Origin of the sequence: Bacillus sp. NP247, from assembly GCF_018966865.1 — a bacterium.
Taxonomy (GTDB): Bacteria; Bacillota; Bacilli; order Bacillales; family Bacillaceae_G; genus Bacillus_A.
The window spans coordinates 2,838,562-2,862,617 of the sequence record NZ_CP076653.1 but is presented as its reverse complement, the minus strand read 5'-3'; the positions used below and the strand labels follow the sequence as shown (position 1 = coordinate 2,862,617).

The 24,056-nt window shown below is 35.1% G+C and carries 25 protein-coding genes, 1 pseudogene and 2 riboswitches; of the genes and pseudogenes, 12 read left to right on the top strand and 14 right to left on the bottom strand.

The genetic code is table 11. The annotated features are described in order from the left end of the window. Window positions 1-26: 26 nt before the first annotated feature. Window positions 27-1,166 (bottom strand): YhgE/Pip domain-containing protein, encoded by a 1,140-nt coding sequence (locus KPL75_RS15140; protein ID WP_219916850.1) that lies wholly within the window; start codon window positions 1,164-1,166, stop codon window positions 27-29. Between the two features lie 58 nt (window positions 1,167-1,224). Continuing rightward, window positions 1,225-1,806, bottom strand: a complete 582-nt coding sequence (locus KPL75_RS15135; RefSeq protein WP_002151292.1) for a TetR/AcrR family transcriptional regulator — start codon at window positions 1,804-1,806, stop codon at window positions 1,225-1,227. Window positions 1,807-2,073: 267 nt separating this feature from the next. Here KPL75_RS15135 and KPL75_RS15130 point away from each other — a divergent pair, with 267 nt between their 5' ends. Continuing rightward, window positions 2,074-2,541, top strand: a complete 468-nt coding sequence (locus KPL75_RS15130) for a YusW family protein (RefSeq protein ID WP_215572263.1) — start codon at window positions 2,074-2,076, stop codon at window positions 2,539-2,541. Window positions 2,542-2,570: 29 nt separating this feature from the next. Here KPL75_RS15130 and KPL75_RS15125 read toward each other — a convergent pair whose 3' ends face one another. Genes KPL75_RS15125 through KPL75_RS15105 form a run of 5 tightly spaced genes read right to left on the bottom strand, consistent with a single transcriptional unit; the run spans window position 2,571 to window position 7,870 of the window. Beyond that, a complete protein-coding gene (locus tag KPL75_RS15125; RefSeq protein ID WP_219916849.1) occupies window positions 2,571-4,181 on the bottom strand; it encodes a peptide ABC transporter substrate-binding protein in 1,611 nt (536 codons plus the stop codon). Window positions 4,182-4,194: 13 nt separating this feature from the next. Beyond that, window positions 4,195-4,968: an ABC transporter ATP-binding protein gene (locus tag KPL75_RS15120; RefSeq protein WP_002151286.1), complete on the bottom strand. Its 774-nt coding sequence runs from the start codon at window positions 4,966-4,968 to the stop codon at window positions 4,195-4,197. Continuing rightward, window positions 4,965-5,975, bottom strand: a complete 1,011-nt coding sequence (locus tag KPL75_RS15115) for an ABC transporter ATP-binding protein (protein ID WP_002151284.1) — start codon at window positions 5,973-5,975, stop codon at window positions 4,965-4,967. The genes KPL75_RS15120 and KPL75_RS15115 overlap by 4 nt, the downstream gene beginning before the upstream one ends. After that, complete coding sequence (locus KPL75_RS15110) at window positions 5,932-6,936, bottom strand: ABC transporter permease (protein ID WP_219916848.1); 1,005 nt, start codon at window positions 6,934-6,936, stop codon at window positions 5,932-5,934. The genes KPL75_RS15115 and KPL75_RS15110 overlap by 44 nt, the downstream gene beginning before the upstream one ends. A 16-nt stretch (window positions 6,937-6,952) precedes the next feature. Further along, entirely contained in the window at window positions 6,953-7,870 is a 918-nt protein-coding gene (locus KPL75_RS15105) for an ABC transporter permease (RefSeq protein ID WP_002140132.1), read from the bottom strand. A gap of 137 nt (window positions 7,871-8,007) precedes the next feature. Then, window positions 8,008-8,113, bottom strand: a riboswitch (SAM riboswitch). A 174-nt stretch (window positions 8,114-8,287) separates the two neighbouring features. Between KPL75_RS15105 and KPL75_RS15100 the strand changes: the two genes are divergently transcribed. After that, complete coding sequence (locus tag KPL75_RS15100; RefSeq protein WP_219916847.1) at window positions 8,288-8,503, top strand: DUF3951 domain-containing protein; 216 nt, start codon at window positions 8,288-8,290, stop codon at window positions 8,501-8,503. Between the two features lie 16 nt (window positions 8,504-8,519). Here the strand turns inward: KPL75_RS15100 and KPL75_RS15095 are convergent, their stop codons facing one another. Then, a complete protein-coding gene (locus tag KPL75_RS15095) occupies window positions 8,520-9,023 on the bottom strand; it encodes a hypothetical protein (RefSeq protein WP_219916846.1) in 504 nt (167 codons plus the stop codon). A 274-nt stretch (window positions 9,024-9,297) separates the two neighbouring features. On the opposite strand from KPL75_RS15095, the gene KPL75_RS15090 reads away from it, so the two are divergent. After that, window positions 9,298-9,744: a hypothetical protein gene (locus KPL75_RS15090; RefSeq protein WP_219916845.1), complete on the top strand. Its 447-nt coding sequence runs from the start codon at window positions 9,298-9,300 to the stop codon at window positions 9,742-9,744. 32 nt (window positions 9,745-9,776) lie between these two features. Here KPL75_RS15090 and KPL75_RS15085 read toward each other — a convergent pair whose 3' ends face one another. From KPL75_RS15085 to KPL75_RS15070, 4 genes are all read right to left on the bottom strand, one after another. Next, window positions 9,777-11,036 carry a multidrug effflux MFS transporter gene (locus KPL75_RS15085; RefSeq protein WP_219916844.1) on the bottom strand — a complete coding sequence of 420 codons (1,260 nt, stop codon included), beginning with the start codon at window positions 11,034-11,036 and terminating at the stop codon, window positions 9,777-9,779. A 118-nt stretch (window positions 11,037-11,154) separates the two neighbouring features. Further along, window positions 11,155-12,873, bottom strand: coding sequence for a DUF3981 domain-containing protein (locus tag KPL75_RS15080; protein ID WP_219921112.1), 1,719 nt, complete (start codon window positions 12,871-12,873; stop codon window positions 11,155-11,157). A 78-nt stretch (window positions 12,874-12,951) separates the two neighbouring features. Then, on the bottom strand, window positions 12,952-13,485 hold the full coding sequence (locus KPL75_RS15075) for an MFS transporter (RefSeq protein WP_219916843.1): 534 nt from the start codon (window positions 13,483-13,485) through the stop codon (window positions 12,952-12,954). Continuing rightward, window positions 13,482-14,918, bottom strand: coding sequence for an FAD-binding oxidoreductase (locus tag KPL75_RS15070; protein WP_219916842.1), 1,437 nt, complete (start codon window positions 14,916-14,918; stop codon window positions 13,482-13,484). The genes KPL75_RS15075 and KPL75_RS15070 overlap by 4 nt, the downstream gene beginning before the upstream one ends. Before the next feature lie 200 nt (window positions 14,919-15,118). Between KPL75_RS15070 and KPL75_RS15065 the strand changes: the two genes are divergently transcribed. The 4 genes from KPL75_RS15065 to KPL75_RS15050 all read left to right on the top strand — a co-directional run bounded on the left by KPL75_RS15065 (window position 15,119) and on the right by KPL75_RS15050 (window position 18,815). Continuing rightward, window positions 15,119-16,027, top strand: a complete 909-nt coding sequence (locus KPL75_RS15065; protein WP_219916841.1) for an NAD(P)-dependent alcohol dehydrogenase — start codon at window positions 15,119-15,121, stop codon at window positions 16,025-16,027. A gap of 80 nt (window positions 16,028-16,107) precedes the next feature. Next, window positions 16,108-16,221, top strand: a riboswitch (SAM riboswitch). Window positions 16,222-16,306: 85 nt separating this feature from the next. Beyond that, entirely contained in the window at window positions 16,307-17,119 is an 813-nt protein-coding gene (locus tag KPL75_RS15060; RefSeq protein ID WP_219916840.1) for a MetQ/NlpA family ABC transporter substrate-binding protein, read from the top strand. 12 nt (window positions 17,120-17,131) lie between these two features. Further along, entirely contained in the window at window positions 17,132-18,172 is a 1,041-nt protein-coding gene (locus tag KPL75_RS15055) for a methionine ABC transporter ATP-binding protein (RefSeq protein WP_219916839.1), read from the top strand. Continuing rightward, on the top strand, window positions 18,147-18,815 hold the full coding sequence (locus KPL75_RS15050; RefSeq protein WP_219916838.1) for a methionine ABC transporter permease: 669 nt from the start codon (window positions 18,147-18,149) through the stop codon (window positions 18,813-18,815). Before KPL75_RS15055 ends, KPL75_RS15050 begins: the two co-directional genes overlap by 26 nt. Before the next feature lie 36 nt (window positions 18,816-18,851). Here KPL75_RS15050 and KPL75_RS15045 read toward each other — a convergent pair whose 3' ends face one another. Then, a complete protein-coding gene (locus KPL75_RS15045) occupies window positions 18,852-19,655 on the bottom strand; it encodes an SDR family oxidoreductase (RefSeq protein WP_219916837.1) in 804 nt (267 codons plus the stop codon). 348 nt (window positions 19,656-20,003) lie between these two features. Between KPL75_RS15045 and KPL75_RS15040 the strand changes: the two genes are divergently transcribed. The 4 genes from KPL75_RS15040 to KPL75_RS15025 all read left to right on the top strand — a co-directional run bounded on the left by KPL75_RS15040 (window position 20,004) and on the right by KPL75_RS15025 (window position 22,693). Beyond that, window positions 20,004-20,495 (top strand): RNA polymerase sigma factor, encoded by a 492-nt coding sequence (locus KPL75_RS15040; RefSeq protein WP_002113346.1) that lies wholly within the window; start codon window positions 20,004-20,006, stop codon window positions 20,493-20,495. Beyond that, window positions 20,495-21,406, top strand: a complete 912-nt coding sequence (locus tag KPL75_RS15035; protein ID WP_219916836.1) for a sigma factor regulator N-terminal domain-containing protein — start codon at window positions 20,495-20,497, stop codon at window positions 21,404-21,406. Before KPL75_RS15040 ends, KPL75_RS15035 begins: the two co-directional genes overlap by 1 nt. A 258-nt stretch (window positions 21,407-21,664) precedes the next feature. After that, window positions 21,665-22,171 carry a DoxX family membrane protein gene (locus tag KPL75_RS15030; RefSeq protein WP_219916835.1) on the top strand — a complete coding sequence of 169 codons (507 nt, stop codon included), beginning with the start codon at window positions 21,665-21,667 and terminating at the stop codon, window positions 22,169-22,171. A 138-nt stretch (window positions 22,172-22,309) separates the two neighbouring features. Then, on the top strand, window positions 22,310-22,693 hold the full coding sequence (locus tag KPL75_RS15025; protein WP_258236942.1) for a hypothetical protein: 384 nt from the start codon (window positions 22,310-22,312) through the stop codon (window positions 22,691-22,693). 242 nt (window positions 22,694-22,935) lie between these two features. On the opposite strand, the gene KPL75_RS15020 is transcribed toward KPL75_RS15025, so the two are convergent. Continuing rightward, window positions 22,936-23,502 (bottom strand): DUF4256 domain-containing protein, encoded by a 567-nt coding sequence (locus tag KPL75_RS15020; protein WP_219916834.1) that lies wholly within the window; start codon window positions 23,500-23,502, stop codon window positions 22,936-22,938. A gap of 171 nt (window positions 23,503-23,673) precedes the next feature. On the opposite strand from KPL75_RS15020, the pseudogene KPL75_RS15015 reads away from it, so the two are divergent. Continuing rightward, a pseudogene (locus KPL75_RS15015) lies at window positions 23,674-23,973 on the top strand (hypothetical protein); the annotation flags it as partial. Window positions 23,974-24,056 lie beyond the last annotated feature (83 nt).

Sequence of the window (24,056 nt, the reverse complement as noted above, 5' to 3'; positions counted from 1 at the left end):
TCCAATTGAAGGATACCTTTTTTATTTTATACTTCTTTAACTATAGAACTTCTCCCCTTTACCATTCTTTTTATAACTATAGCGATTCCCGCTACCAATTGTGTAACTAAAATAATAAACAATAATGAAATAATATTTTTCTCTAAATTAACTCCGCCGAATATTATTGTATAATAACCATTCGCTGCGTATGTTGCGGGAAATAAATCGCCGATTGTTTGATATGTTTTAGAAAGCATCTCATGTGGTACAATTACACCCGAACTTACAAGTTGTAGCGATAGTGAAATTATATTAAAGATCATACCTGCATTTCCGAAAACAGTTATGAACATTTGTGTTAATGAAAGAAAGGCAAAGAAAACTATCGCTTGAAACACCCATATGCTCCATACTGCTTCGTGTATTTCAATTTGAAATCCTTTCATTAAACCCATTGTAATACATGCAAGTAAAATTGATACTGTACCGTTAATGATTTGTCTTGATACGAAATTACTCCAACCGTTCTTTACTTCCTTTGCAACTTTTGATAGTTCCATACTCATGATCATTGCTCCTACAAATGAAGCTAATACCATCATTAGTGGTACCATGTTAGCCGAAAATCCTTTGACATCATTTACTTTATGAACTGTAAAACCAATTGAATCTTCGGTTAACCCTTTTATCACTTCTACATTCTCAGGTCCTACAGCTTGTAATTTCCCGACAATCGCTTGTTTCTTATAACTTGTTATCTCTTTATTTACATTGTCTCGAATTTGTTTTGCAGCTCCTTCCATCATTTGCTTTGCCATCATGGCATTCGCTTGATTAATGTGGAAGTTTAAATTTGCTTTTCCTGTTTCATTTATATCTTTTGAAAAAGAAGTAGGAATTTCAATAATCATATCGTACAAATGATCATTCATTTCTTTATTTGCTTTTTCCACAGACTGTTCCGTTTTCACCTTAAATGGTAAATTTCTCTGCAAGCCTTCTGCTATTTTACTGCCTATATTTCCATCCCCATTCACAATAGCGATACGCATTTGATCTGCTCTTTCATTCACTCCATCATACGCCGTTAACCAAACACAAAAGAAAATAAGTTGGAACGATAGCGCTACTACCATCCCTACATAAGTACCTGGTCGTTTTAAAAACTGTTTTAATGTATCCATCTTCCCGCTCTCCTATATAGCAAGTAAGTACTTGCTTGCATTTTATTTTAAATAAATACTAGGGTCTTAAAGCCCTAGCATATAAAACTATATTATTCTCAATAAATTTCTCATCATCAATTTCCATAAGTCGGTTTTCAAAACGCAATTTAGATAGAAAGTAACCAAAATTAATCCATATAAAATTCATTACTTGCGCTTCAATATTTGTATGAATAATCTTGCCCTGTTCCTGCATCTTGGCAAAATAAATTATTAATTCCTCTTTTAATCCTTTTGGAATTTTCGAGATTTCCTCATCTAATTCAGGAAATTCTCTCGCCTCACGTATACCGATAGAAATAATATCTTTTATGCTATTTAAAAATTTATGATAATGCCTTGCTAAGTTCTTTAAATCAGTTTCTAATTCCCACACAATTTCTGTTTGCAAAAATTGTTTTAAATGCGGTATATATGAAAATTCAGCAACCGCCGCTTCAATAACACCCTTCTTACTTTTAAAATTACGGAATATCGTTACTTCATTAACACCAGCACGCATTGCAATTTCTTTCGTCGTTGCTGCCGTATATCCTTTTTCTTTCACTAATTCAATTGCCGCTTGAATGATTTTTTCTGCTGTCTTTGAGCGCGCCATAAAACCCTCTCTTCCTCATGCAAGTGATCACTTACATTTTGATTATATTACTTTTCTAATAATTGTCAATAATTCTCTTTCGCTTCTTTTTACATTTCAGTACCTCCTCACAACTTAAATTCACCATATATATACAAATCCTTTTTGATTTAAATTGCGGATTAATCCTTGAAGCTATAAGAAAATAATTTATTTTCATCACATACATAATTACATGGAATTGGGAAAAACTTGTATAGAAAGAAGTTACATAAGGAGGAATTTATAATGAGAATTTTACTATCAGTTTTATTAGCTCTTATGCTAGTACCTGCATTAACAGGATGTAAAGCTCCTGCAAAAGAAGACACAACTTCTAATAAAAAGACTACAGAAGAGGCAAAGAATGAAGCGCCTGCTGATTTAAAACTAAACTTTAATGAATTTGATTTAAAAGCGGACTATCAGGATACAAAGAAAGACTACGAAGCTGATTATAAAAATGTAGCAGCCGATAAAAAAATGGAAGCAAAAGTTGAAGACCATAAAGCAGATGTAAAATTAACAGGTGATGAAGCTATTACAAAATTAAGCCCACTTCTACAAGAATTAAAATTTGATAAAGATACTCCTGATCAAGAAGTAATCGATCAAGTAGTAAACGTGTTCAAACTTGATAAAGACTACCAAAAGTTCGCTTTAGAAGTTGTATTCTCTGATGGAACGAAAAAAGAATATAAAAGAGAAATAAAATAAAGAAGTAGGCGATTGCCTACTTCTTTATTTTATTTTTTAATTTTTACATATCTTAGTTCTGGACTAGAACCGATAATGAATTGGACGCCAGATACTGATGATTTTTGTAAATAAGAAGAGCTTGGGAAAATAATTGGGATTAATGGTGTATCATCAAACATAATATCTTCTGCTTTATGCAATAAGTCAAAACGCTTATCTTCGTTTTGTTCAACTTCTGCTTCTTTTACTAAAGCGTCAAATTCTTTATTATGCCATTTTGCATAGTTGTTTGGACCATCACCTGCATATAAATCTAGTTTAGTAATTGGATCTAATAGAGAACCTCCCCACCCCATATAAGCTAATTGGAAATCACTTTGCTTGTATGTGTCGATGTAACTCTTCCACTCTTTATTTTCTAATTTAATATCTACACCAAGATTTTTCTTAAACATTTCCTGCATTGCTTCTGCTACTTTTTTATGTTGTGTATCTGTAGTGAATTTTAATGTTACTTCAGGCAATGTAGACCAGCCTTGTTCTTTCATACCTTCTTCTAGTAATTTTTTCGCTTCCGCTGAATCGAATTTTACGTAATCACCTTTTTCTTTACGGAAATCACGACCACCTTGTGTTTTTGCCCCTTCTGGAACGAATGCATATGCTTCCTGTGCATTATTTTTATACAGTTTTTCAACGATAAACTTACGATCAACCGCTAATGAAAATGCTTTACGTACTTTCGCATTTGTAAACGGCTCTTTTTCTACGTTAAACGAATAAATATAAGATGAGAATCCTGCAACGCGCTTATATTCTTTGTTTCCTTTTTCTTTTTCAATCATCTCTTGTGGTAAGCTACTTAGCAAATCTAATTCTTTTGATTTGTACAATTGGTACGCTGTTTTAGAATCTGGAATAATACGAAACTCAATTTCTTTTAATGTTACCTTTTTATCATAGTATTCTTTATTTTTTTGTACTGTAATCGCTTGATTATGCTTCCATTCTTTTAACGTAAATGGTCCGCTCGTAATTAACTCTTTTGGATCTGTTTTTAATTTATTATTATCATCAATCGATTTTTTAGATAATGGAATAAATAATGAACTTGCTAATTTTTGTTTAATAGAAGCAACTGGGTGCTCAAGTGTTATCTTTAATGTTTGAGGATCAACGACTTGAATACCAACTTGCCCTTCTTCACCTTTTCCAGTATTATATGCCTCTGCTCCTTTAATAAAATACATTTCTGTCGCATTCATAGAACCCGTTTTCGGATTTAATAATCGCTTCCATGCAAACTCAAAATCATTTGCTGTAATAGGAGAACCATCTGACCATTTAATATCTTTCTTTAAATGAATTGTATACTCAGTCCCATCAGCATTTACTTCTTCTTTCGCTGCTAATTCATTTTGATATTTCCCATCACTATCTTGCGTATATAAACTTGAGAACAAATGTCCAATTACATAACCTGATGTGCTATCTGTCGCGATAGCGGAATCAAGTGTATATGGATCACTACTAATATTCGTTACTAATCGATCTCCTTCACCCTTACCAGCACTCGCTTTTTGCGTCTCTTTCTTACCGCAAGCAACAGAAGTAATTGCTAAAACAGTCATAATGACAAACAGTAAAAACTTCTTCATCCTACATTCTCCTTTAACCTGAAATTTTTGGTGTTGATGCTAATAATGTTTTTGTATAAGAATGTTGTGGATTACGGAATACTTCATCCGTATTTCCAAATTCAACAAGTTCTCCTTTATATAGGACGGCCACTTTTTCACATAAATAGTGAACCATCGGTAAATCATGTGCGATAAATAAATATGTATAGCCTTGTTCCTTTTGAATCTTTTGCAGTAGATGTACAATTTGGATTTGCAGTGAAACATCTAATGCTGAAATTGGTTCATCAAGGATTAAAACTTCTGGCTCACATAATAACGCTCTTGCAATAGCAATACGTTGACGTTGTCCTCCGCTAAATTCGTGTGGATAGCGATCAATATATCGTCTATCTAATCCAACACGCTCTAGTGCATCACCTGCAACTTTATCTTTCAATCCTTTATCGCCTAAACCGAATGAAATATAGCCTTCTGTTACAATATCGCGTACTTTCCAGCGCGGATTTAATGCAGCTGTGGAATCTTGAAAAATGAACTGTACTTTCTGCAAGAAATCCCGCTTATGAGCTGACTTCAGCTTGTGAACAACTTGACCGTTATAATCAATTTCACCAGACGTTGGACGCTCGATCCCAGCTATGAGCTTACCAAGTGTTGTCTTTCCAGAACCACTTTCTCCAATAATGCCAAGCGTTGTTCCTTTTGGGATAGAAAGTGATATACCTTTTAACGCTGCGATTTCTTTATTTTTACTTCCATACGTTTTCGTTACTTGCTTTACAGTAATTAAATCTGTCGTCATGAGGCATTCACCTTCTCTTTTGATTTCGCTTTATTATGCTCCAGAATATGTTGCCAGCAATGTGAGCTATGCTCCTCAGAATATGTCGTTCTCTCTGGGAAGCGATGAATACATTCTTTTATCGCTACTGGGCAACGATTTACAAAAGGACAGCCAAAGCTATTTAATGTTTCAATGGAAGGTGTCGTTCCTTCTATAGCACGTAATACCTTTTCGGAATCATCCATATTTGGAATTGCTTGTAATAAGCTTTTCGTATATGGATGTTTAGGAGAACCTATTACCTCCTGTATCGTTCCTTTTTCAACAACACGTCCCCCGTACATCACAACTACTCGATCAGCTACTTCACGTACAAGTGCCAAATCATGTGTAATTAATAAAATACTCGTATTTTGTTTTTCTTTTCTTTCTTTTAACAACTCCATAATTTGCTTTTGAATCGTTACATCTAATGCTGTTGTAGGTTCATCTGCAATAACGAGCTTCGGATGACAAGCAAATGCAATTGCTAAACAAATACGCTGCCTCATCCCCCCGCTTAACTGATACGGGTATTGTTCAAAGCGTTTCTCTGCTTCATGTATCCCTAAATCATTTAGTAAGTTAATTGCAATTTCTTTTGCCTCTTTTTTCGATTTTTTTTCATGCTGCACAATTACTTCTGTAATTTGTCTTCCCACCTTCATCGTCGGATTTAAAGATGAAAGCGGGTCTTGAAAGATAAAGGAAATATCTTTCCCGCGAATTTGATTCCATTCTGATTCCTGTAAATTAGTTAATTCCTTTGATTTGAAAGATATATCTCCATCATCAATATGAATCGATTCTTGATTTAAGCCGATAATAGATTGTGCTGTAACACTTTTTCCTGAACCACTTTCTCCTACAAGTGCAACTATTTCACCTTCGTTAATAGAAAAGGAAACATGCTTCACAATTGCTTGCTTACTATTCTCTTTTTCAACGGCCAACGTTACGTTTTCTAAAGATAAGATTTGTGCCATGTTTTTTCTCCTTTCGATTACGTTTTACGATTTTTGGATCAATTGCATCTTGCAAACCGTCACCAATTGCATTAAATGCGAACATGATGAGTGCAATCATAATTGCCGGGAAGAATAGTTGCCACCATTCTCCGCTTAGTAATGTCCCAAGTGCATCGTTCGTCATCGTGCCCCAACTTGCCGCTGGTGATTGTACTCCAAGTCCGATAAAGCTTAAAAATGATTCTGAGAAAATAGCTGCTGGAATTGTAAATGATAAATTTACGATAATAATCCCCGTTAAGTTTGGAATTAGATGCCCATATATAATTTTCATATGAGGTGTACCTAATCGCTCTGCTGCAATAACAAATTCTCTTTGTTTCAATGAAAGTACTTGCGCTCGAATGAGACGTGCCATGCCAATCCATCCCGTTAACGCAAGGGCGATTATAATTGTAAAAAGCCCGGGTTTCATAACGATTAATAGTAAAATAACAATTAATAAATATGGGATACCGTATAACACTTCAATCCCTCTTATAATCCACTCATCAATTAACGTTCCAAGACGATTACGCCCTCTCACATATCCACTAAAACCTCCGATAAGTACACCAATCCCTATATCGAGAGCTGCTGCTACCAATCCAACTGTTAATGAAATTTTCCCACCAGCCCAAGTACGCGCCCAAATATCTCTCCCTAAATCGTCTGTTCCGAACCAATGCTCACTACTAGGCGGTAAATTAGTTGCTTCTTTTACTTGTTCACTCGCAGTAAATGACGTTAAACTTTCGCCAATAAGCGAGAAAACAATAATTAGTAATAACGTCACTGCCCCTAAAACTGCTATAGGATTTGATACAAACTTGCGAAACACTTCCTTTTTTCGGCTAATCGTTTGCTGATCTTTATTTATCGTTAATTCTTTTTTCTCTTCATTCGTTAATAACTGGTCATTAATTTCATAAGCCCCCATTTAAACATCACCCTCCTTACGTAATAGAACGAATGCGCGGATCAACAATACGATGAATGATATCTGTAATAAAAATACATACAATTAATAGCGCACTATAGAAAATGGTTGTTCCCATAATCACTGGATAATCTCGATTAAAAATACTATCTACAAAATATTTTCCTAAACCAGGAATTGAAAAGATTTTTTCAATAACAAAAGTCCCTGTTAAAAGTCCAGCCATTAATGGGCCAACAAACGTAAGTACCGGAACAATCGCATTTCGAAGAGCATGTCTTATAATGATTTTCTTAATTGGTATACCTTTCGCTCTCGCTAGCTTAATATAATCACTCTGCAACACTTCAATCATATTAGAGCGAACAAATCTTGTAATAACTGCAATTGGACCTAAAGCCAATGCGAAGGATGGTAATACCGTATGTTCGAATGTTCCCCAAGACGCTACTGGTAAAAGTTCAAATTGAATAGCGAATACTTGTATAAATAGTGGTGCTAAAATAAAACTTGGAATAGAAATACCGAGAATCGCAAGCAAGCTCACACTATAATCAATTACTTTCCCATGATATAGCGCGGCAAATGTACCTGCTGCAATTCCGACTAACAATGAAATAACAAGTGCTTGTAGGCCAATAATCGCCGATGGTCCAAAGCCAGTTGTTATAATTTCTGATACACCTTGCCCTGTCGATTGCACGGATTCACCAAAATCAAAATGTACTACGCCATCTAAATAAGCAACATATTGATTCCATAACGGTTCATCAAGGTGATACTTTGCTCTCATGTTTTGTATCACTTCTTCAGGAAAAATCTTCGCATCTGATGAAAATGGATCCCCTGGAATAATATGCATAATCAAAAATGTTACTGTCGTAATAACCCATAGTGTAAATACCATAACCGATAGTTTTTTAATCACATACACTTCAATAACCCCCTAAACACGTGAATTTACTTTGTTTTATTGACGTACTTTTTCCCTTACTCCCTTTTCTCTTTTTAGAATACAAAAAGCCTTGATCTTAAAAAAATAAGATCAAGGCTTAATAAACAAAGGCCCATCACTTATCTTTCAAGACTTGCTTGCTGGAATTAGCACGGTGTTCATCTTGCAGAACCCGCTGCTGAGGTGTCATAGGGCCAGTCCCTCTACCTCTCTGGATAAGTAAATTGCTATATTATTATTTGGTTCAAATTGTATATTTCGAATTATAATTCTGAAAAAATGAAAAGTCAATCAAATTGGATATATTTAGAAAAATCAGTTTTTTAATGCAGTCATTTATCTAAATCGCAGTTTTTTGTTTATAATAAAAAGAAATGATATTAAAGGAGTTATACGATGGATCCATCACTTCTTGCTACTATAGGATTACCATTAACAATTGTTATACTTGTTATCATTGGATTTTATAAACTTTTCATTAAAAAGAAAAGCATTACTTCTTTTTACACACCCTTCGATAATATTACCGGACAAATTATTTCCGAATTTCACGAAGAGCAGAAAGTATTAGTATGCGAAGATGAAGATGGCGATGGTAAGAAGAAAAAATAACCTTGCACACGCAAGGTTATTTTTTCGCTTCTGTTTGAAAACGTTTATAGTATGTCGATGCTGTTGCAAAATTAATTTCTATATCACGAATTAATGATGAATCTTCTTCTTTAGCTAACTTCTGTAATTTTTTCATCGCTTGTTCCGATTCATTCAAGAAACCAACATATACCTCATGTTCTTGCTCTTTCGACTTTGGAACACGAATTTCTTTACGTATATTATCAATATCTTCTAACATGCTCGTCGTTACCTTTTGCACATCTTCTTTATATGTAGCATTCGTTATTTCCTTACCGCCCTTTTCTTTTGCCACTTCAAATAACTGTAACGCCTTATTAATTTCTTTATTTATTTTCGTATCATATTTTTCATGTACTGCGCTGTATTCTTTCATTTCTTCTGTTTGCTCAGTGGATTGCTCTACCTTTTCTTTCGGTTCTTTCGTATCTTTATTTCCATTACATCCTGCTAGAAGGATCATACTTCCCATTACAGCAATACCCAAAACCTTCTTCATCTCGAATTCTCCTTTTATCTACAGCTACTACTAATTATAGTTTCTTTTATCTCCAATTGTTATTATACCGAGAACGCCCCACTTTTTACACTTAAGACGATATCTTAATATACATACCAACATTTTTGTCACAGTATCGTCACTTTATGCAAATAACTTTTGCATCACTTTACTACATCACCTTACAAAACTGTAAGCACACATAGAGAACAAACCATGCTAGACTTACATATGCATAAAGTAAGCGTAGTTCAGTTTGTAAGGAGAATCATCAATGTACAATACAATACCCTTTATGGGCGAAGATATTCGCGTCCTTATTCGCGAAAAGTCACTTCATATTGAAAATACAGAGAGCCTTCGCCGCGTATTAAAGAAGAAGCATGCTCCATTTAAGCTGGCCCAATATTTAAAGCAACAACATATAAATCAATTTCATACTGTGCTAAATATATCCGATAAATCTTTAACAATCGAGATTATCGGTCATGTCTACATTGGAAATTTTGCAGATGTCTTAAAAGAAATTCCACGCATACCGAAGATTGCTCCTATTATCGTTGAGAGGGCATATAGAATTACAGATCATACTGATATTATTGATTGCGGGGAGAAAGAGGTCGACAGTAACCGCTGGGTATGGGATAAACTTGCTTTCTTATATGATGCGATCATGAATAATATGTATGAGTTATTTCAAAAAAATGAAAAAAAGAGCTGATTCAAAGAAATGTTTGAATCAGCTCTTTTGTATTAAGCTTCTAAATTTTTATTTTGTTGCAGTTCAAACTGCTTCTCACTTCTTCTAGCCATAAATAGATAACATAATACGGCACCAATTTCACAAAGAGCTATAACAACACCCATCGGTAATGCTGTATTACTTCCACCAATACCTACTAGCGGTGCTACAAGTGCTCCTGAAATGAACTGTAATAAACCTAGTAAAGCTGATGCTGTTCCTGCTGCTTGTTTTTGATTTCTCATCGCTAACGAGAAGCCGGTTGTTGATACAACCCCAACACTTGATACAACAAGGAATAGCGAGCATAAAACACCGATTAGCCCTATTCCAAGTGCGATTGTAAGTAGTAACGATAGACCGCCAACAGCCGCAATAATAATACCAGCAACAAATAAAGTTTTCTCATTAACTTTCCCCGCTAAGCGGCCAGTAACTTGGCTAGCAATAATAATACCAATACCGTTAATCGCAAAGAACAAACTAAACTGTTGTGGTGATGCCCCGTATATATTTTGCAACACAAACGGTGAACCAGAAATATAAGCAAACATTGCAGCTGTTACTAATCCTTGTGACAATGCATAACCCATAAATAAACGATCTTTCAGAAGCTTTCCGTATGTCGCCAGCGTTCCCGACAAACCACCTGTCTCTCTTTCTTCAGGAGGTAATGTTTCACGTAATACGAAAGTAGCTGATATTAGCATGAATACACTAATTGCTCCAAGGACGATGAAGACGCCGCGCCATGATGTGAACTGTAATAATTGCCCTCCAATAATCGGTGCCAAAATAGGTGCTGCTCCATTTACTAACATAAGTAATGAGAAAAACTTCGTCATTTCAGAACCGGAATACATATCACGTACCATTGCACGTGATATAACAATCCCGGCTGATCCTGAAGCTCCTTGTAAGAAGCGCAATAAGACTAAAGTCCAAATAGATGGCGCAACAGCACAAAGCAATGAAGATGCAACATAAACAATAAGAGCAATAATAAGAGGTTTGCGCCTTCCATAAATATCACTAATTGAACCGATAAACAATTGTCCTACTGAAAGCCCAAGCAAACAAGCTGTCAATGTAAGCTGCGCAAGGGATGCACCTGTCTGTAAATCATCTGTTAACTTCGGTAAAGAAGGCAAGTACATATCAATAGATAATGGCCCAATTGCCGTAAGTGTCCCTAATACAAGAATCATCCATAACCTGTTTGTCTTTACAGGTTTATATACTTCGTGATTAACTCCATTCACTTTTTTCATTCACCCTTTCATATAAAAATCTAATCGTAACAATTATAGTTACAACATAAATATACGTCAAGTATACCGTATTTCCCTGTTTAATAATGTAAAAAAAAGCGATAGAATCTCTACCGCTTTACTTTTTTAAATTACTATTTGCAAATTTAGATACAGATGCCATCATTTCTCCTGTGTCTAAATATGTGATTTGAATTGGATCTCCTACTTCTGTAAACATTGCATATGGGAATTTCTTCGCCGGTACCATGAATACTTTTTGCTCGTTTTCTAATAGTACGTACACAATCGTATTTTCACCTGATTTTTCTTTATACACACGTTGTACAGTACCTTCTTTTTGCGCTTCTTTCCCATTTGAAGTCGGTCTAAATGAATCACCACTTCCGCTCAGCGCATTTTTATAATTCTCAAGTGCTTCTTTTTGCGTTGAACCTGTTGCAAACACTTTTGCATTAGAAGCATATATAACAGTATGAGCACGTACTAATCCCCCGTCATCAATAACCGGTACAATCCAAGAAGGTTTACCATATACGTTATAAATAACCGGCATTGTTCCATGCCATTTCTCTCTCTTAAAGGAATTATCCACTACTTCTGTAGCAGCCGAACCGTCCATAATTCCCTTCACTTCTTTTCCGTTATAGTAATACAACTTTCCTGTCCGTGCATCAACTAATGAGTAACCTAGGGCAGAATCTACTCCTTCTTTCGGAGAGGTAAAGTCTGTAAAGTAATACAGTTTACCATCCTTTCCGAAGATTGGCGTAACGCCTTCCTTCGTCCCCCACTCAGTCGGAATCTTCATGTCAGTTTGTGAGAATTTCGTATTCCAAAATCCGTGAATGTATTTTCCGAAGTACGTATTTAACGTAGATGCTGTTTCATGATTTAATACACCATCAACGAATTTAGGTGCATTCCCTTTATCATATCGTTTCACATCACCTGTTTGTGCATCAACAACGACAACGCCTTCTACTTCAAACCCTGATCTTCCTGAAATAAACTCACCGTATGTCATTGTATAATACGGTTTTCCTTTATCATCAACTTCAAATTTTGGTTTCCCTTTAAAAACTAAATCTGGCTCTGCTTTTCGAACGACACGTTCTAATTTATTACCGAAAAACATGCTTGGTACATACTTCATTTTATATCCAAGATGTAATTTCGCTTCCGCATCAGGATTTGTACCTGACATTGTTACGTAACCTGGAATTGTTTCCGCTTTACGTGCTTTAAAAAATCCCGAAACTTCTATCGGTGCTACATACAAGGCTTCACCATTTACCATTTGTGGCGTTAATTCCCCTAGCTCAAAATAAGCTACTTTCGGAATATCACCAAATACCTTTTTCATTTTATTTTCCGCTGTTTTAGGCGGAACTGTAAACGGTTGATCATTTTCAGTAAATGGCTCTGAAATATCTTTCTCTACCTTCACGACTGAATCATATTTCTTTTGCGAGATTACTATATCGTGCAAATAACCAAAATAGCCGTAACTTGCGAGTAAAACAAACATTAGAAGTCCTTTTAACATACCTTCTAATTTCCCTACCTGCTCTTGTGAAAATAAAACAAGCCCAATTAAAATCGCTACTGCAACAGAATAATGAGTAAGAATAGAATCTGCTCGATCATCAATTAGCCAAAAATATTCATAGATTGCAATACCTATCCAAAATAAAACAGGAATAACTAAAATAGATGATTTCTTACCCTTTACAACTTTCTCATTTCCTCCTTTATCCACCGCGCGAATTTTATTACCGCTTCTAGTCCATGGAATCAAAAACAAAGTGAGAATAGCTAAAACTATAAATTTCATCAAAGGCAATGTCCCCTTTTCTTTTGTCTTCTCCATAAGTATAACAAATAAAGGGTAATCAGGTAAAAATGGGTATGATTATATTTTTTTGCTACTTAATACAATTCCACTCACTGCATATAAAATAGATGCTATATAAAAAATGGTGCCAATCGTAAAGAAATCTACTAAATATCCCGTTGCAATAACCGCTACTGCTCCTCCAACCGATGTCCACACATGATATTTTCCAATTTCATAACCAGCTTTTTTCTGTTCTACCTTTCGTGCTAACGATGTCTTCTCCGTATTACGCTGCACAGCACCTAAAATACCCATTAAAATTTGGAGAATATATACATGCCAAACCTCTGTTGCAATAGGGAAACAAAGCATTAATATAGCCATGGACCATGCGTATATAATTAATAACTTTCTATCACCTATCCTATCAGAAGTTCTTCCAACTAACGGATATACTAGAGCTGAAGTTAAGGCAAATAAACCGTACGCCCAGCCAAATTGCGAGAAGCTATTCCCAACATTTCGAAGCAATAGAATGTAAAAAGGAAATACCATACTTCCCGCCATCATAATAATGCTTTGTGACGCTACAAATCTTCTATATGTCATTTGCTATACTCCTTATAAAATAAATTCACAAACCTTTCCTCTGGGTCTACTTCCTTCTTCTTCTGAAGGAATTCTTCTATACGAGGATATGCTTTCTTTAGTTGCTCCTTTGCCGGATAAGAATAATACGGTAAATAATAACTTCCATTATGCTTTAACGTAACATCAATCATCTTTTGAATGACCACTTTTGTTTTCTTTATTTCATCCTCAGAACGCCCTTGATTAATTAGAAGCACAAGCGCAAACATATCATCTTTCGCATAAGATAGCACCGCATTCTCATTCTTTTCTACATAGCGGATTGTAATGTTAAGAAGGTTTAATTCCTCTTCATTTAAAACACTTCGCAAATCATCTATATACTCTGCAAAACCATCTATCGGTACAAAGTACTCTTGTAAAACTTCGGTCAAGTTTGGATTATCGTATTCCATAAAAGCACTATCAGATCTCATTACGTTATTTCGCGTTTCGTACTTACCATCTGTACGTTCAAAATAACTTCTTTGTATATCCCAAAATGCGCCCTTTCCCCAGTCACTATAACGTGATAACCCAAGTAAGAATTTCGGCGCAGCTATAATATTTTCTTCTTTTAATTTGCTGTACTCTTTCAACTTCTGTTGATCTTCTGCCAGTACATAATCTGTCACATACATCTCTTTTAAAAATGAATTTGGGGCAACAGAAATACGTGCTAAATGCATACGTATATTCTCATCCCTTCGCACTTTATTCTTAAAGTATGAAGAGTATTCTTTATAATCTAGTACTTTCGTATGAGTTTCATACAATTCATCGTTTGTTAACTGCAGCGTCACATCTAAAATCACACCAAACAATCCATATCCCCCAATTACATACGGAAACAAGTCAGCATTTTCTTCTCTACTTACATCACGTACTGTACCATCTGCCATTAACAATCTGAACGACTCTACTGTATCAATCAATGCTTCATGACGAATATCACGCCCATGCACATTTACACTTAATGAACCACCAACAGTAAAAATATTTTGAGATTGCATCACTTGAACTGCAAGACCATATGGATTGATTTTCTTTTGAATGCCATTCCATGTGACACCACTTTGTACCCTAATCCTCTTCTTCTCCGGATCAAACTCTAATATTTTGTTATATCCTTTCATATCAAGCATCGTACCGTTCGGATAATACGTCTGTCCGCCTTGGCTATGTTGCATACCTGCAATCGAAATCTTCTCTCCAGAAACATTTGCATCTTGCACTAGCTTTTTTAATGAGCCCTCATCCTCAGCATCTTCAATACGTTTAATTTTCGTTGGAAGCAACTTTCCTACATCACTCATAATAGGATGATCCAGTTGCTCTTTGTATACATATATAGATGTTGTGAGCAACACTGTATACGCTACAATTACAACCGCTATTTTTCTTTTTTTCAAATGGCACTCTCCTCGTTTGAAATTCTAATCTCACTAGTACTTCTCTCTATGCTTATTGTACCTACTTTCTTAAAAGGAAAATACTACACTGTAAAAAAGAACTATCTTTCTTTTACTTATTATGAAGCGAAACTATACGCATGATTTAAAAAACATTTAAATATGATGTAGAGGAAAATAACTTAATTCAGGAGGTTGCTATGAAAGCAATTATTTGCACAAAATACGGGCCACCTAACGTTCTCAAGCTTCAAGACGTAAAGAAACCTACTCCTAAAAAGAATGAAGTATTAGTTAAGATTCACGCAACAAGTGTAACAACTGGCGATTGTAGAATGCGAAGCTTTACTAGTCCACTTTTATTTTGGATTCCTATACGACTTGTATTAGGACTTAGAAAACCGAGAAAACCTATACTGGGAGTAGAATTAGCTGGAGAGGTTGAAGAAATAGGAACAGATGTGACTCAATTCAAAAAGGGAGATTCCATCTTTGCATTAACAGGACTTAACGTTGGTGGCTATGCTGAATACGCATGCGTACATGAAAGTGGATTGATAGCATTAAAACCTACCAATGTGACGTATGAAGAAGCGGCAGTTATTCCTTTCGGCGGAACTTCAGCATTACATTTTCTGAGAAAAGGGCACATAAAAAAGGGACAACAAGTACTTATATATGGCGCTTCCGGATCAGTAGGTACCGCTGCTGTGCAACTTGCTAACTATTTTGGCACGACTGTTACAGCTGTTTGTAGTAATTCAAATTTTGAGCTAGTGAAATCTTTAGGGGCTGATAAAGCAATTGATTATACGAAAGAAGATTTTACTGAACGAGGCGAGTGCTACGATATAATATTTGATGCAGTTGGAAAGTATAAAAAATCCCTTTGTGAAAAAGCATTAACGCCTAATGGAAAATACGTATCTGTTAATGGCACAATCGCAAAGGTCAGCAAAGACGATATGAGTCTATTAAAACAACTAGCTGAAACAGAAAAGCTAAAACCTGTTATTGATAGAACTTACCGATTAGAAGAAATTTCAGAAGCCCATACGTACGTAGAGACCGGACATAAAAAAGGTAATGTTTCCATTACCTTAAAATAAAATATATTCAGAAAATAACATTGACAATTCTTTTTGTAAGATTTACTATTAGTACCATATTTAAAAACTACATACACATACTCTTATCAAGAGTGGCGGAGGGACTGGCCCGATGATGCCCGGCAACCGAGCTTATAACGTATAAGCTAAGGTGCTAATTCCTGCAGAACGATTTTCGTTTTGGAAGATGAGAGAGGAACCTATTTCGTCTATTCGGCACCTCTCTTATTTTTGAGAGGTGCTTTTTATTTTGGAACGCATATTAAGGAGGAACTATAAATGAAAAAGATATTATTAAGTATTGTAAGTGGAGCTGTATTATTGTTAAGCGCATGTGGTGCTAATTCTGATAAAGAGGTAAAAGTATTAGATGAGAAAAAGATTACCGTTGGTGTAACAGGCGGACCGCATGAACAAATTTTTGAAAAGGTGAAAGAAGTTGCAGCAAAAGATGGTCTCCAAATCGACGTAAAGGTATTTAATGATTATGTAGCACCAAACGTATCTTTAGATGAAAAAAGCCTCGATGTAAATAGCTATCAAACTAAATCTTATTTAGACGTATTTAAAGCTGAACGTAATATGAAATTAACTGAAGTATTTTCCACAGTAACATTCCCTATGGGTGTATATTCTAAAAGCTTAAAAGATGTAAAAGAATTAAAAGAGGGCGACGCAATTGCTGTCCCAAACGATCCAACAAATGAGCTTCGTGCTTTAAAGCTATTTGAAAAAGCAGGAGTTTTAAAAGTTGATCCAAAGGCTACGGAAAAAGCGACTGCAAAAGATGTAATTGAAAATCCGAAAAATTTAAAGATTGTTGAATTAGAGGCATCTCAATTACCAACGCAGCTAAGTGAAGTGAAAGCGGCTGCGATTAATACAAACTTTGCATTAGGCGCAAAATTAAGTCCAGCGAAAGATTCTATTTTCCGCGAAGGAAAAGATTCACCCTATGTGAACTGGGTCGTTGTTCGTACTGAAAATAAAGATGATGCAGTTGTAAATAAATTGAAGAAAGCTTATCAATCTCAAGAAGTAAAGGATTTCATTGAGAAAAAATTTGATGGTTCTGTTTTACCGTCTTGGTAGGAGCTGACTATAATGATTGAATTAAAAAACGTCTCCAAAGTATTTACAACAAAAAAAGGGAATGTTGAGGCCCTTAAACCAACTTCCCTTAAAGTAAAAAAGGGCGAAGTATTTGGAATCATCGGATATAGCGGCGCTGGTAAAAGTACATTAATTCGTTGTGTAAATTTATTAGAAAAACCAACAACAGGAAATATCATTATAAACGAACAGGATTTAACAACCTTATCAACAAAAGAACTCGCAAAAGCGAGGCAAAAAATCGGCATGATTTTTCAAGGATTCAATTTGCTTAAAACCGTTACCGTTTACGAAAACATCGCACTACCCTTACGTCTATCTGGTCTTCCCAAAGATGAAATTGAAAAAAGGGTAGAAAAGTATCTACGCATTGTTGATCTCTTTAATAAAAAAGACGCCTATCCAAGTGAATTATCTGGTGGTCAAAAACAACGTGTAGCGATCGCTCGCGCACTATCTCATGAGCCTGAAGTGTTATTAAGTGATGAAGCAACGAGCGCATTAGATCCGGAAACGACCGATTCTATTCTTGATTTGTTATTAAAAATCAATAAAGAAATTGGAATCACGATTTTACTAATTACACACGAAATGAATGTCATCCAGCGTATTTGTGACCACGTTGCCGTTATGGAACATGGGGCGGTAGTCGAAAGTGGAACCGTAAAAGATATTTTTACAAACCCACAACATGTAACAACGAAGAAATTTGTAAATAGCGCATTTGCAGCTAAAATTCCAGAAGAGGTACAGAAAGAGCTACAAAGTACTGGAGAAATCGTAACACTTTCATTTATAGGAACCGCTTCAGGAGAACCAGCGTTAGCTGTCGCTACAAAACGTTTTCAGGTATATCCTAATATTTTATCAGGCAATATTACGCAATTAAAACATGAGGCATATGGGAAACTGGTCGTTCATATGCAAGGTGACAAAAATGAAGTAAACCGTGCTTTATCATTTTTACAAGAGCAAGGAATCATCGTAGAAGGAGGTAGAACAGATTATGGGAAACAAGTCCTTTTTGGATGAGTGGGGTAACGTAATATGGGAAGCAACCATTCAAACATTTCAAATGACATCTATTTCATTACTTATCTCTATCCTTATTGCATTACCACTTGGTGTCACACTTGTTTTAACGAGACCTGGTGGACAGCGAGAAAATAAAATTATCTATCCTATTCTTAATACAGTTATTAATGTCATTCGCTCTCTTCCATTTATCATTCTATTATTCTTCATTTTACCTTTTACAAAGTTTCTAATGGGGACATCAATTGGCGTACAAGGTGTTATCGTACCGCTTGTCGTATTCACAGCACCTTATATTGCACGTTTAATGGAAACAGCTTTATTAGAAGTGGATCGTGGCGTCATTGAAGCATATCAAGCGATGGGAGTTTCTACTATAAAAATCATTTGGCACGTTATGGTTAAAGAAGCACGTCCATCTCTTGTACTTGGACTAACAATCGCAACAATCGGCTTAATTGGTGCAACAGCAATGGCTGGGCTTGTAGGTGCTGGCGGGCTAGGGGACTTAGCATATCGCTTCGGGCATTTACGCTACGAACCTGAAGTAATGTATGCAACGGTCTTTATTTTAATCATTCTTGTTCAAGGATTGCAGTCTTTAGGGAATGGTGTTGCACGAAGATTGAAGAAAGATTAAAAAGAGGGTATCTCACTAAAGTGAGATACCTTCTTCTTATCTTTTAAATCCACCTTCTGAATGAATAACTTGCCCCGTAATCCATTCTGCTTCTTCACTTACTAAAAACTTAATGAGTCTTGCTGCATCCTTTGGCTCACCAATTCTGCCAAAAGGAAACATTGGTTTTAATCCTTGCTTTATCTCTTCATTCATCCACCCTGTGCTAGTTGGTCCTGGATTAATTGCATTCACTGTTATCCCTAAGTGGCCCACTTCCGCTGACAACGTACTAGTTAGAGCATCAATAGCTCCCTTCGTCGTTGCATACGCCAGTTCTCCTGCCATAGGCCCCTTAAATTGCCCCGAAGTCATATTCACAATTCTACCACCAGATTTTTTATCAAATCCTCGGGCAAATTGACTACTTAACAATGTAGTCGCGCGGACATTTACCATGTAATGCTTATCCAACTCTTCGGCAGTCAAATTAGAGAAATCATTATTCTTAGAGTATGCCGCATTATTAATTAATACATCAGGGTACCCCATTTGTTCAGTAACTTTATTTATAAGCTGCTTTGGTGCATCATTCTGAGTTAAATCTAACTCCATACTTGATACTTCAACACCGTTCTTTATCAGCTCTTCTTTTAATTGTATTTGCTCATTTTTCTCAACGCCCCAAGGCATCTCTTTATCGTAATTCGTCCAGTACGTAAAAAATACATCGTATCCTGCTTCAGCTAATTCTTTACAAATCGCTGCTCCAATACCATCTAGACGACTAACACCTGTAACAACAGCTACTTTATTTTTCAATTGATTCATACTATACTCCTCCAAGTTTAAAGGACGCATATTTTATATAAGAGATATAAACTTTCCTCACAAAAGGGATGTATAGGCCAAATATGCAGTCCTTGAATGATTTACAGATAGCCAAATAAACCCTCACTTATGAGAGAAAAATTCATCTATCTAATTTCTAATCATTACAAGTTCATCCACATATTGAGTCTTTGTCTCCTCTCCATATATCTCCAAATTTCATTTTAACATTAAAGATTTAATATTTCAAAAAATAAAATAACCACTCCTATTTATGAAGTATCGTGTACTATAAACCATAGTTAATAACTATTTTAAATTTAAAGTGTATACATTTACCATTACCTATTCGTTGTATAAGTGTAGGGAGGAAAAATGATGGGAAAAGAAAATATATTGACCTCCTATCTTATCAGTTTAGGAGAGGAAGTGTTCAAACTATTACTAGCGAAAGGGGCTATAAAAGAAGATGCAGAAGACATCATCCAAAATACTTTCTATAAAGTATACACGTTGCTAGATGACCTAACCGAGAGTAACATACGGCCATGGTTTTTTAGAGTCGCATTAAACGAATACATTGACTTGAAGAGAAAAAAAGAGCAGCAAAACATCTATTTAACTGAAGAGATTTATTCAAAACTACAATATACAGACCGAGAACTAGATGCTGTTTTAAATAAAGATGAGATTTTCTATCTATTAAAAGATATAAAACTAGAATATAAAGAAGCCTTCTTTTTAAAGTACTACTACAACTTTTCATATGAAGAAATCGCCCTAATACTAGATATTCAAGTAAACAGTGTCAAACAAAAATTACATCGCGCACGTAAAACAATTCATTCTACAGTAGGAGGAAAAACTTGATGGATACTTCTTTAAAAGATGCGTTAAAAAAAGCTAAAAGGAAACAGTTACTTAAAATCATCATTACTTCTATTATCGTTGTAATCATGCTTATCCCTATAATTTATAAAATTGGCAATTACTTTGCAGCGAAAAGTTCGACAAAGCTTCACGAAAGACTATTTTTACATAACGCAATTGCAGAACCTAATGTCCATATCGATTCTCAAGTTACGAGTAATTCTTCTATGTTCGGTGGCAATATCGTATCTAATCGCTCTAAAAACATTAACGGTTACGTAGTACGATGGAATACACTGACAAGCTCTTACGATTGGTTTCGCTCTAACATCGATTACAATGAGTTAATACCAGGATCTTATTGGTCTAACACAGATTCTTATAATTACGATAAACAAACGAAAAATAAAGTTGCTACATTTTATAATCCAGCTATCAAGGAATATCATAATGGAGCCAAAAATGAATTAGGTGCAGTTTCAAAAATGGAAAACTATGTAGCGGAAGTCGCTATCTCTTTCAATCAACCTTATACATTAAAAGAAATTCAAACCAAAATATCTGACAACTTAAATATCGTATGGCTATATATGGTCTCACCTATTAGAGATGAAAGCAGAGGCCCCTCTGGTATGCCAGTTTACGGATTTGATCCAGAAAAATCCCCTGAAGAAGCGTACAAAAGGTTCTTTGATTCACTTAAACAATACGATGACGATGGATATGACGAAGATATCCAGAAGTTTTTAAAATCAAACAAGGACAAACCATTCGATCAAGTAAAAATTTTAGGTGTTATGCTAACAGGAAAAACGGAAAACTTTAAGGTGTTAGAAAACCAAGACTTTATTCGCGGTGCTTCTGTAGGAGTTACTGCACAAGTTGTTCCTTATATAAAACCAGAGAAATAATAAGGAAAAGACAAGATAAACTAATAGTAGATATTTAAAAGAACGTACATTAATTTGTTTACTATGGGAGCTATCTATTTTAGTGGAGAGCTCCCATCCCTCATTTATTCTTCATCCTCCAAAAAAAAATTTCAAAATACTTTATGTACAATTTTACAAATAAAAAATTGTAAGTTTTGTTCACACTTTATCCATTGTGAATTTATTCACAATGGATATATAATAAACATGTAAATACAATACATTGGAGGGATTTCAATGGTTATCAACTTTTTAAGAACTGATAAACGCGCTACTTTCATATTATTATTTTTACGACTTTACATAGGATATGCATGGCTCGCTGCTGGAATAGGCAAAGTCTTCGGACAGTCTTTTGATGCAAGTGGTTTTCTAAAAGGAGCTATCGCTCAAGCATCAGGTAGTCACCCTGCAGTACAAGGTTGGTGGGCAGATTTCCTTCAACATTTTGTTCTTCCAAACGCAGACCTATTTAGCTTTTTAGTTCAATGGGGAGAAATTTTAGTAGGTCTAGGTTTGATTTTAGGTGGATTAACAAAAACAGCTGCATTTTTCGGAATCATAATGAATCTTTCATTTTTATTAAGCGGAACTGTTAGTGTAAACCCAAACCTGCTTATTTTAACTATGTTCATTTTAGTTGCAGGGCAGAACGCCGGACGTATTGGATTGGACGGTTATATTTTCCCAAAACTTTTCCGTAAAAACAACCACGGAACATATAAATTAAGTAAAACTGCGTAGTAATAGTTCATCTTTAAAATATAAATAAGAAAAGAGCCTGAATATAGGCTCTTTTCTTATTGCCACCTCCAAATGATAACGATTATCATTTGGTTTAATTGGTGATATAATTATCGTATCAAATTTAAGGAGGTCTTTATGTTTGCATTTTTTATCAGTAAAAATGTATATATCTTTTCTATTATCTTATTTTTGATATTCTTTGCCTCACTACCATTGCAAAAAGCAAAGACATCAGGAGATCTAGAAACTCCAGCAATAATAATGAATCCAGATGAACCTTCCAAACCAAAAAACTATATCCAAAGTAAAGATTCAGTGTATGAAGAAACAGGAGGCCTTTACACAGAAGATGATTTCAAAAATGCCATGCCTATGGATAAAACAAAAACAGTAACTCCAGACAACTCTATCAAATCCAATCCATCATTTGAGAAACCACCTACGAAAGACAAAAATAAAAAGCAGCAATTTGCACCACCCACTTCTCCCACCGATGATTCTTTTTCTACTAAACAATAGTTCCAAAAACTACAGGAAAGCTGTATTTTCGTGAGACCTCTAATTCTAAGGCATTTGTATGCTCTGCCTCTGTAATTACTTTTAAACACGATACGCAATAATGAATTTTACATTCCCTACGAGATAACTACATGAAAAAAGTGAAAGCTTCCTTGATGAAATCGAGGAAACTTTCACTTTTTAAACTAAGAGGATGTTTTCAATGCCCTCTGAATGCAGGCTCTTTTTTATTTACGTAAAACTTAAACCTTTAACAAACCACGAAAACCTCTGGCAGCATAATAGGAATCTGCTCCATTGTGGTACACAAAAACGTGTCCAAAGCGATAATCGCAAAATAGAGCACCGCCGAGTTCTCTAATATCAGAAGGTGTTTGCACCCAACTTGATGATTTCATGTCAAAATCCCCAAGTTTTTGCAATTCCCGATATTGTTCTTCAGTTAATAGTTCAATACCCATAGCAGTTGCCACATCAATAGCGTTATTTTCTGGTTTATGTTTTTTTCTTGATTCTAACGCTTCAAGATCATAACAAAGGCTTCTGCGACCTTTAGGACTCTCCTTTGAACAATCATAGAAAGTATACTCGTCCGTCTCTTTGGCATAACCAACAACATCCGGCTCACCGCCAGTTGCTTCCATTTCGTTAAGTGACCATAATTTCTCAACATTAACAGTCAACTTTGCTTCGACTTTAGCCCATTCAAGCTCTTCATGGCGGTTCATATTCTTCTCAAAACGAGCTTTCAATACTTTAAATAACTCTTCACGTTGCTCTACCGGCAAATCATTTTTATTCCCTGTCATATTAGTCCTCCGTCTTATGTTTACTTATAATCGTTTAAGTATATGTTTCATAATAAATCATCTTAATAATTGTTTGAATGCAGTTTACAATAAATTATATAATTTATTAAATCTCCATTTCAACAATCTGGCTACTAAACGACACAACTTATAGGATTGGTAGGTGTAAACGTGTTACATGTACAATTATCTCAATACTTACTAAAAGAATCTCAACCTGATCTTCATGCTGATGGAAAACTAGTATATATGTTAAATGATGAAGGTATATCACCTTATCCTATCTATTTGAATCAACCTATCATGATAGGTGTAGGAACGAATTGGACTCAACATAATGGATATGAAGAAATTATAAAGAAATTTATTAGCTCCATTAATACATTTCCTATGTATATGATATTTGAAACTTATATGTATATGGACTTCATTGAGGAATCTTTAAAAGAAATAAATTTCAATATCGATTTAAGAAAATGAATATACTAAAAGAAAGAGAACTGCGATTTAATGCAAGTTCTCTTTTTTATCACGTACATAAATCCGCTGTACTG

What these genes read in the sequence shown, in the direction of transcription:
- KPL75_RS15140 (WP_219916850.1), bottom strand. Translation starts at nt 1,166, where the DNA reads ATGGATACATTAAAACAGTTTTTAAAACGACCAGGTACTTATGTAGGG.
- KPL75_RS15135 (WP_002151292.1), bottom strand. Translation starts at nt 1,806, where the DNA reads ATGGCGCGCTCAAAGACAGCAGAAAAAATCATTCAAGCGGCAATTGAA.
- KPL75_RS15130 (WP_215572263.1), top strand. Translation starts at nt 2,074, where the DNA reads ATGAGAATTTTACTATCAGTTTTATTAGCTCTTATGCTAGTACCTGCA.
- KPL75_RS15125 (WP_219916849.1), bottom strand. Translation starts at nt 4,181, where the DNA reads ATGAAGAAGTTTTTACTGTTTGTCATTATGACTGTTTTAGCAATTACT.
- KPL75_RS15120 (WP_002151286.1), bottom strand. Translation starts at nt 4,968, where the DNA reads ATGACGACAGATTTAATTACTGTAAAGCAAGTAACGAAAACGTATGGA.
- KPL75_RS15115 (WP_002151284.1), bottom strand. Translation starts at nt 5,975, where the DNA reads ATGGCACAAATCTTATCTTTAGAAAACGTAACGTTGGCCGTTGAAAAA.
- KPL75_RS15110 (WP_219916848.1), bottom strand. Translation starts at nt 6,936, where the DNA reads ATGGGGGCTTATGAAATTAATGACCAGTTATTAACGAATGAAGAGAAA.
- KPL75_RS15100 (WP_219916847.1), top strand. Translation starts at nt 8,288, where the DNA reads ATGGATCCATCACTTCTTGCTACTATAGGATTACCATTAACAATTGTT.
- KPL75_RS15095 (WP_219916846.1), bottom strand. Translation starts at nt 9,023, where the DNA reads ATGAAGAAGGTTTTGGGTATTGCTGTAATGGGAAGTATGATCCTTCTA.
- KPL75_RS15090 (WP_219916845.1), top strand. Translation starts at nt 9,298, where the DNA reads ATGTACAATACAATACCCTTTATGGGCGAAGATATTCGCGTCCTTATT.
- KPL75_RS15085 (WP_219916844.1), bottom strand. Translation starts at nt 11,036, where the DNA reads ATGAAAAAAGTGAATGGAGTTAATCACGAAGTATATAAACCTGTAAAG.
- KPL75_RS15080 (WP_219921112.1), bottom strand. Translation starts at nt 12,873, where the DNA reads ATGAAATTTATAGTTTTAGCTATTCTCACTTTGTTTTTGATTCCATGG.
- KPL75_RS15075 (WP_219916843.1), bottom strand. Translation starts at nt 13,485, where the DNA reads ATGACATATAGAAGATTTGTAGCGTCACAAAGCATTATTATGATGGCG.
- KPL75_RS15065 (WP_219916841.1), top strand. Translation starts at nt 15,119, where the DNA reads ATGAAAGCAATTATTTGCACAAAATACGGGCCACCTAACGTTCTCAAG.
- KPL75_RS15060 (WP_219916840.1), top strand. Translation starts at nt 16,307, where the DNA reads ATGAAAAAGATATTATTAAGTATTGTAAGTGGAGCTGTATTATTGTTA.
- KPL75_RS15055 (WP_219916839.1), top strand. Translation starts at nt 17,132, where the DNA reads ATGATTGAATTAAAAAACGTCTCCAAAGTATTTACAACAAAAAAAGGG.
- KPL75_RS15050 (WP_219916838.1), top strand. Translation starts at nt 18,147, where the DNA reads ATGGGAAACAAGTCCTTTTTGGATGAGTGGGGTAACGTAATATGGGAA.
- KPL75_RS15045 (WP_219916837.1), bottom strand. Translation starts at nt 19,655, where the DNA reads ATGCGTCCTTTAAACTTGGAGGAGTATAGTATGAATCAATTGAAAAAT.
- KPL75_RS15040 (WP_002113346.1), top strand. Translation starts at nt 20,004, where the DNA reads ATGGGAAAAGAAAATATATTGACCTCCTATCTTATCAGTTTAGGAGAG.
- KPL75_RS15035 (WP_219916836.1), top strand. Translation starts at nt 20,495, where the DNA reads ATGGATACTTCTTTAAAAGATGCGTTAAAAAAAGCTAAAAGGAAACAG.
- KPL75_RS15030 (WP_219916835.1), top strand. Translation starts at nt 21,665, where the DNA reads ATGGTTATCAACTTTTTAAGAACTGATAAACGCGCTACTTTCATATTA.
- KPL75_RS15025 (WP_258236942.1), top strand. Translation starts at nt 22,310, where the DNA reads ATGTTTGCATTTTTTATCAGTAAAAATGTATATATCTTTTCTATTATC.
- KPL75_RS15020 (WP_219916834.1), bottom strand. Translation starts at nt 23,502, where the DNA reads ATGACAGGGAATAAAAATGATTTGCCGGTAGAGCAACGTGAAGAGTTA.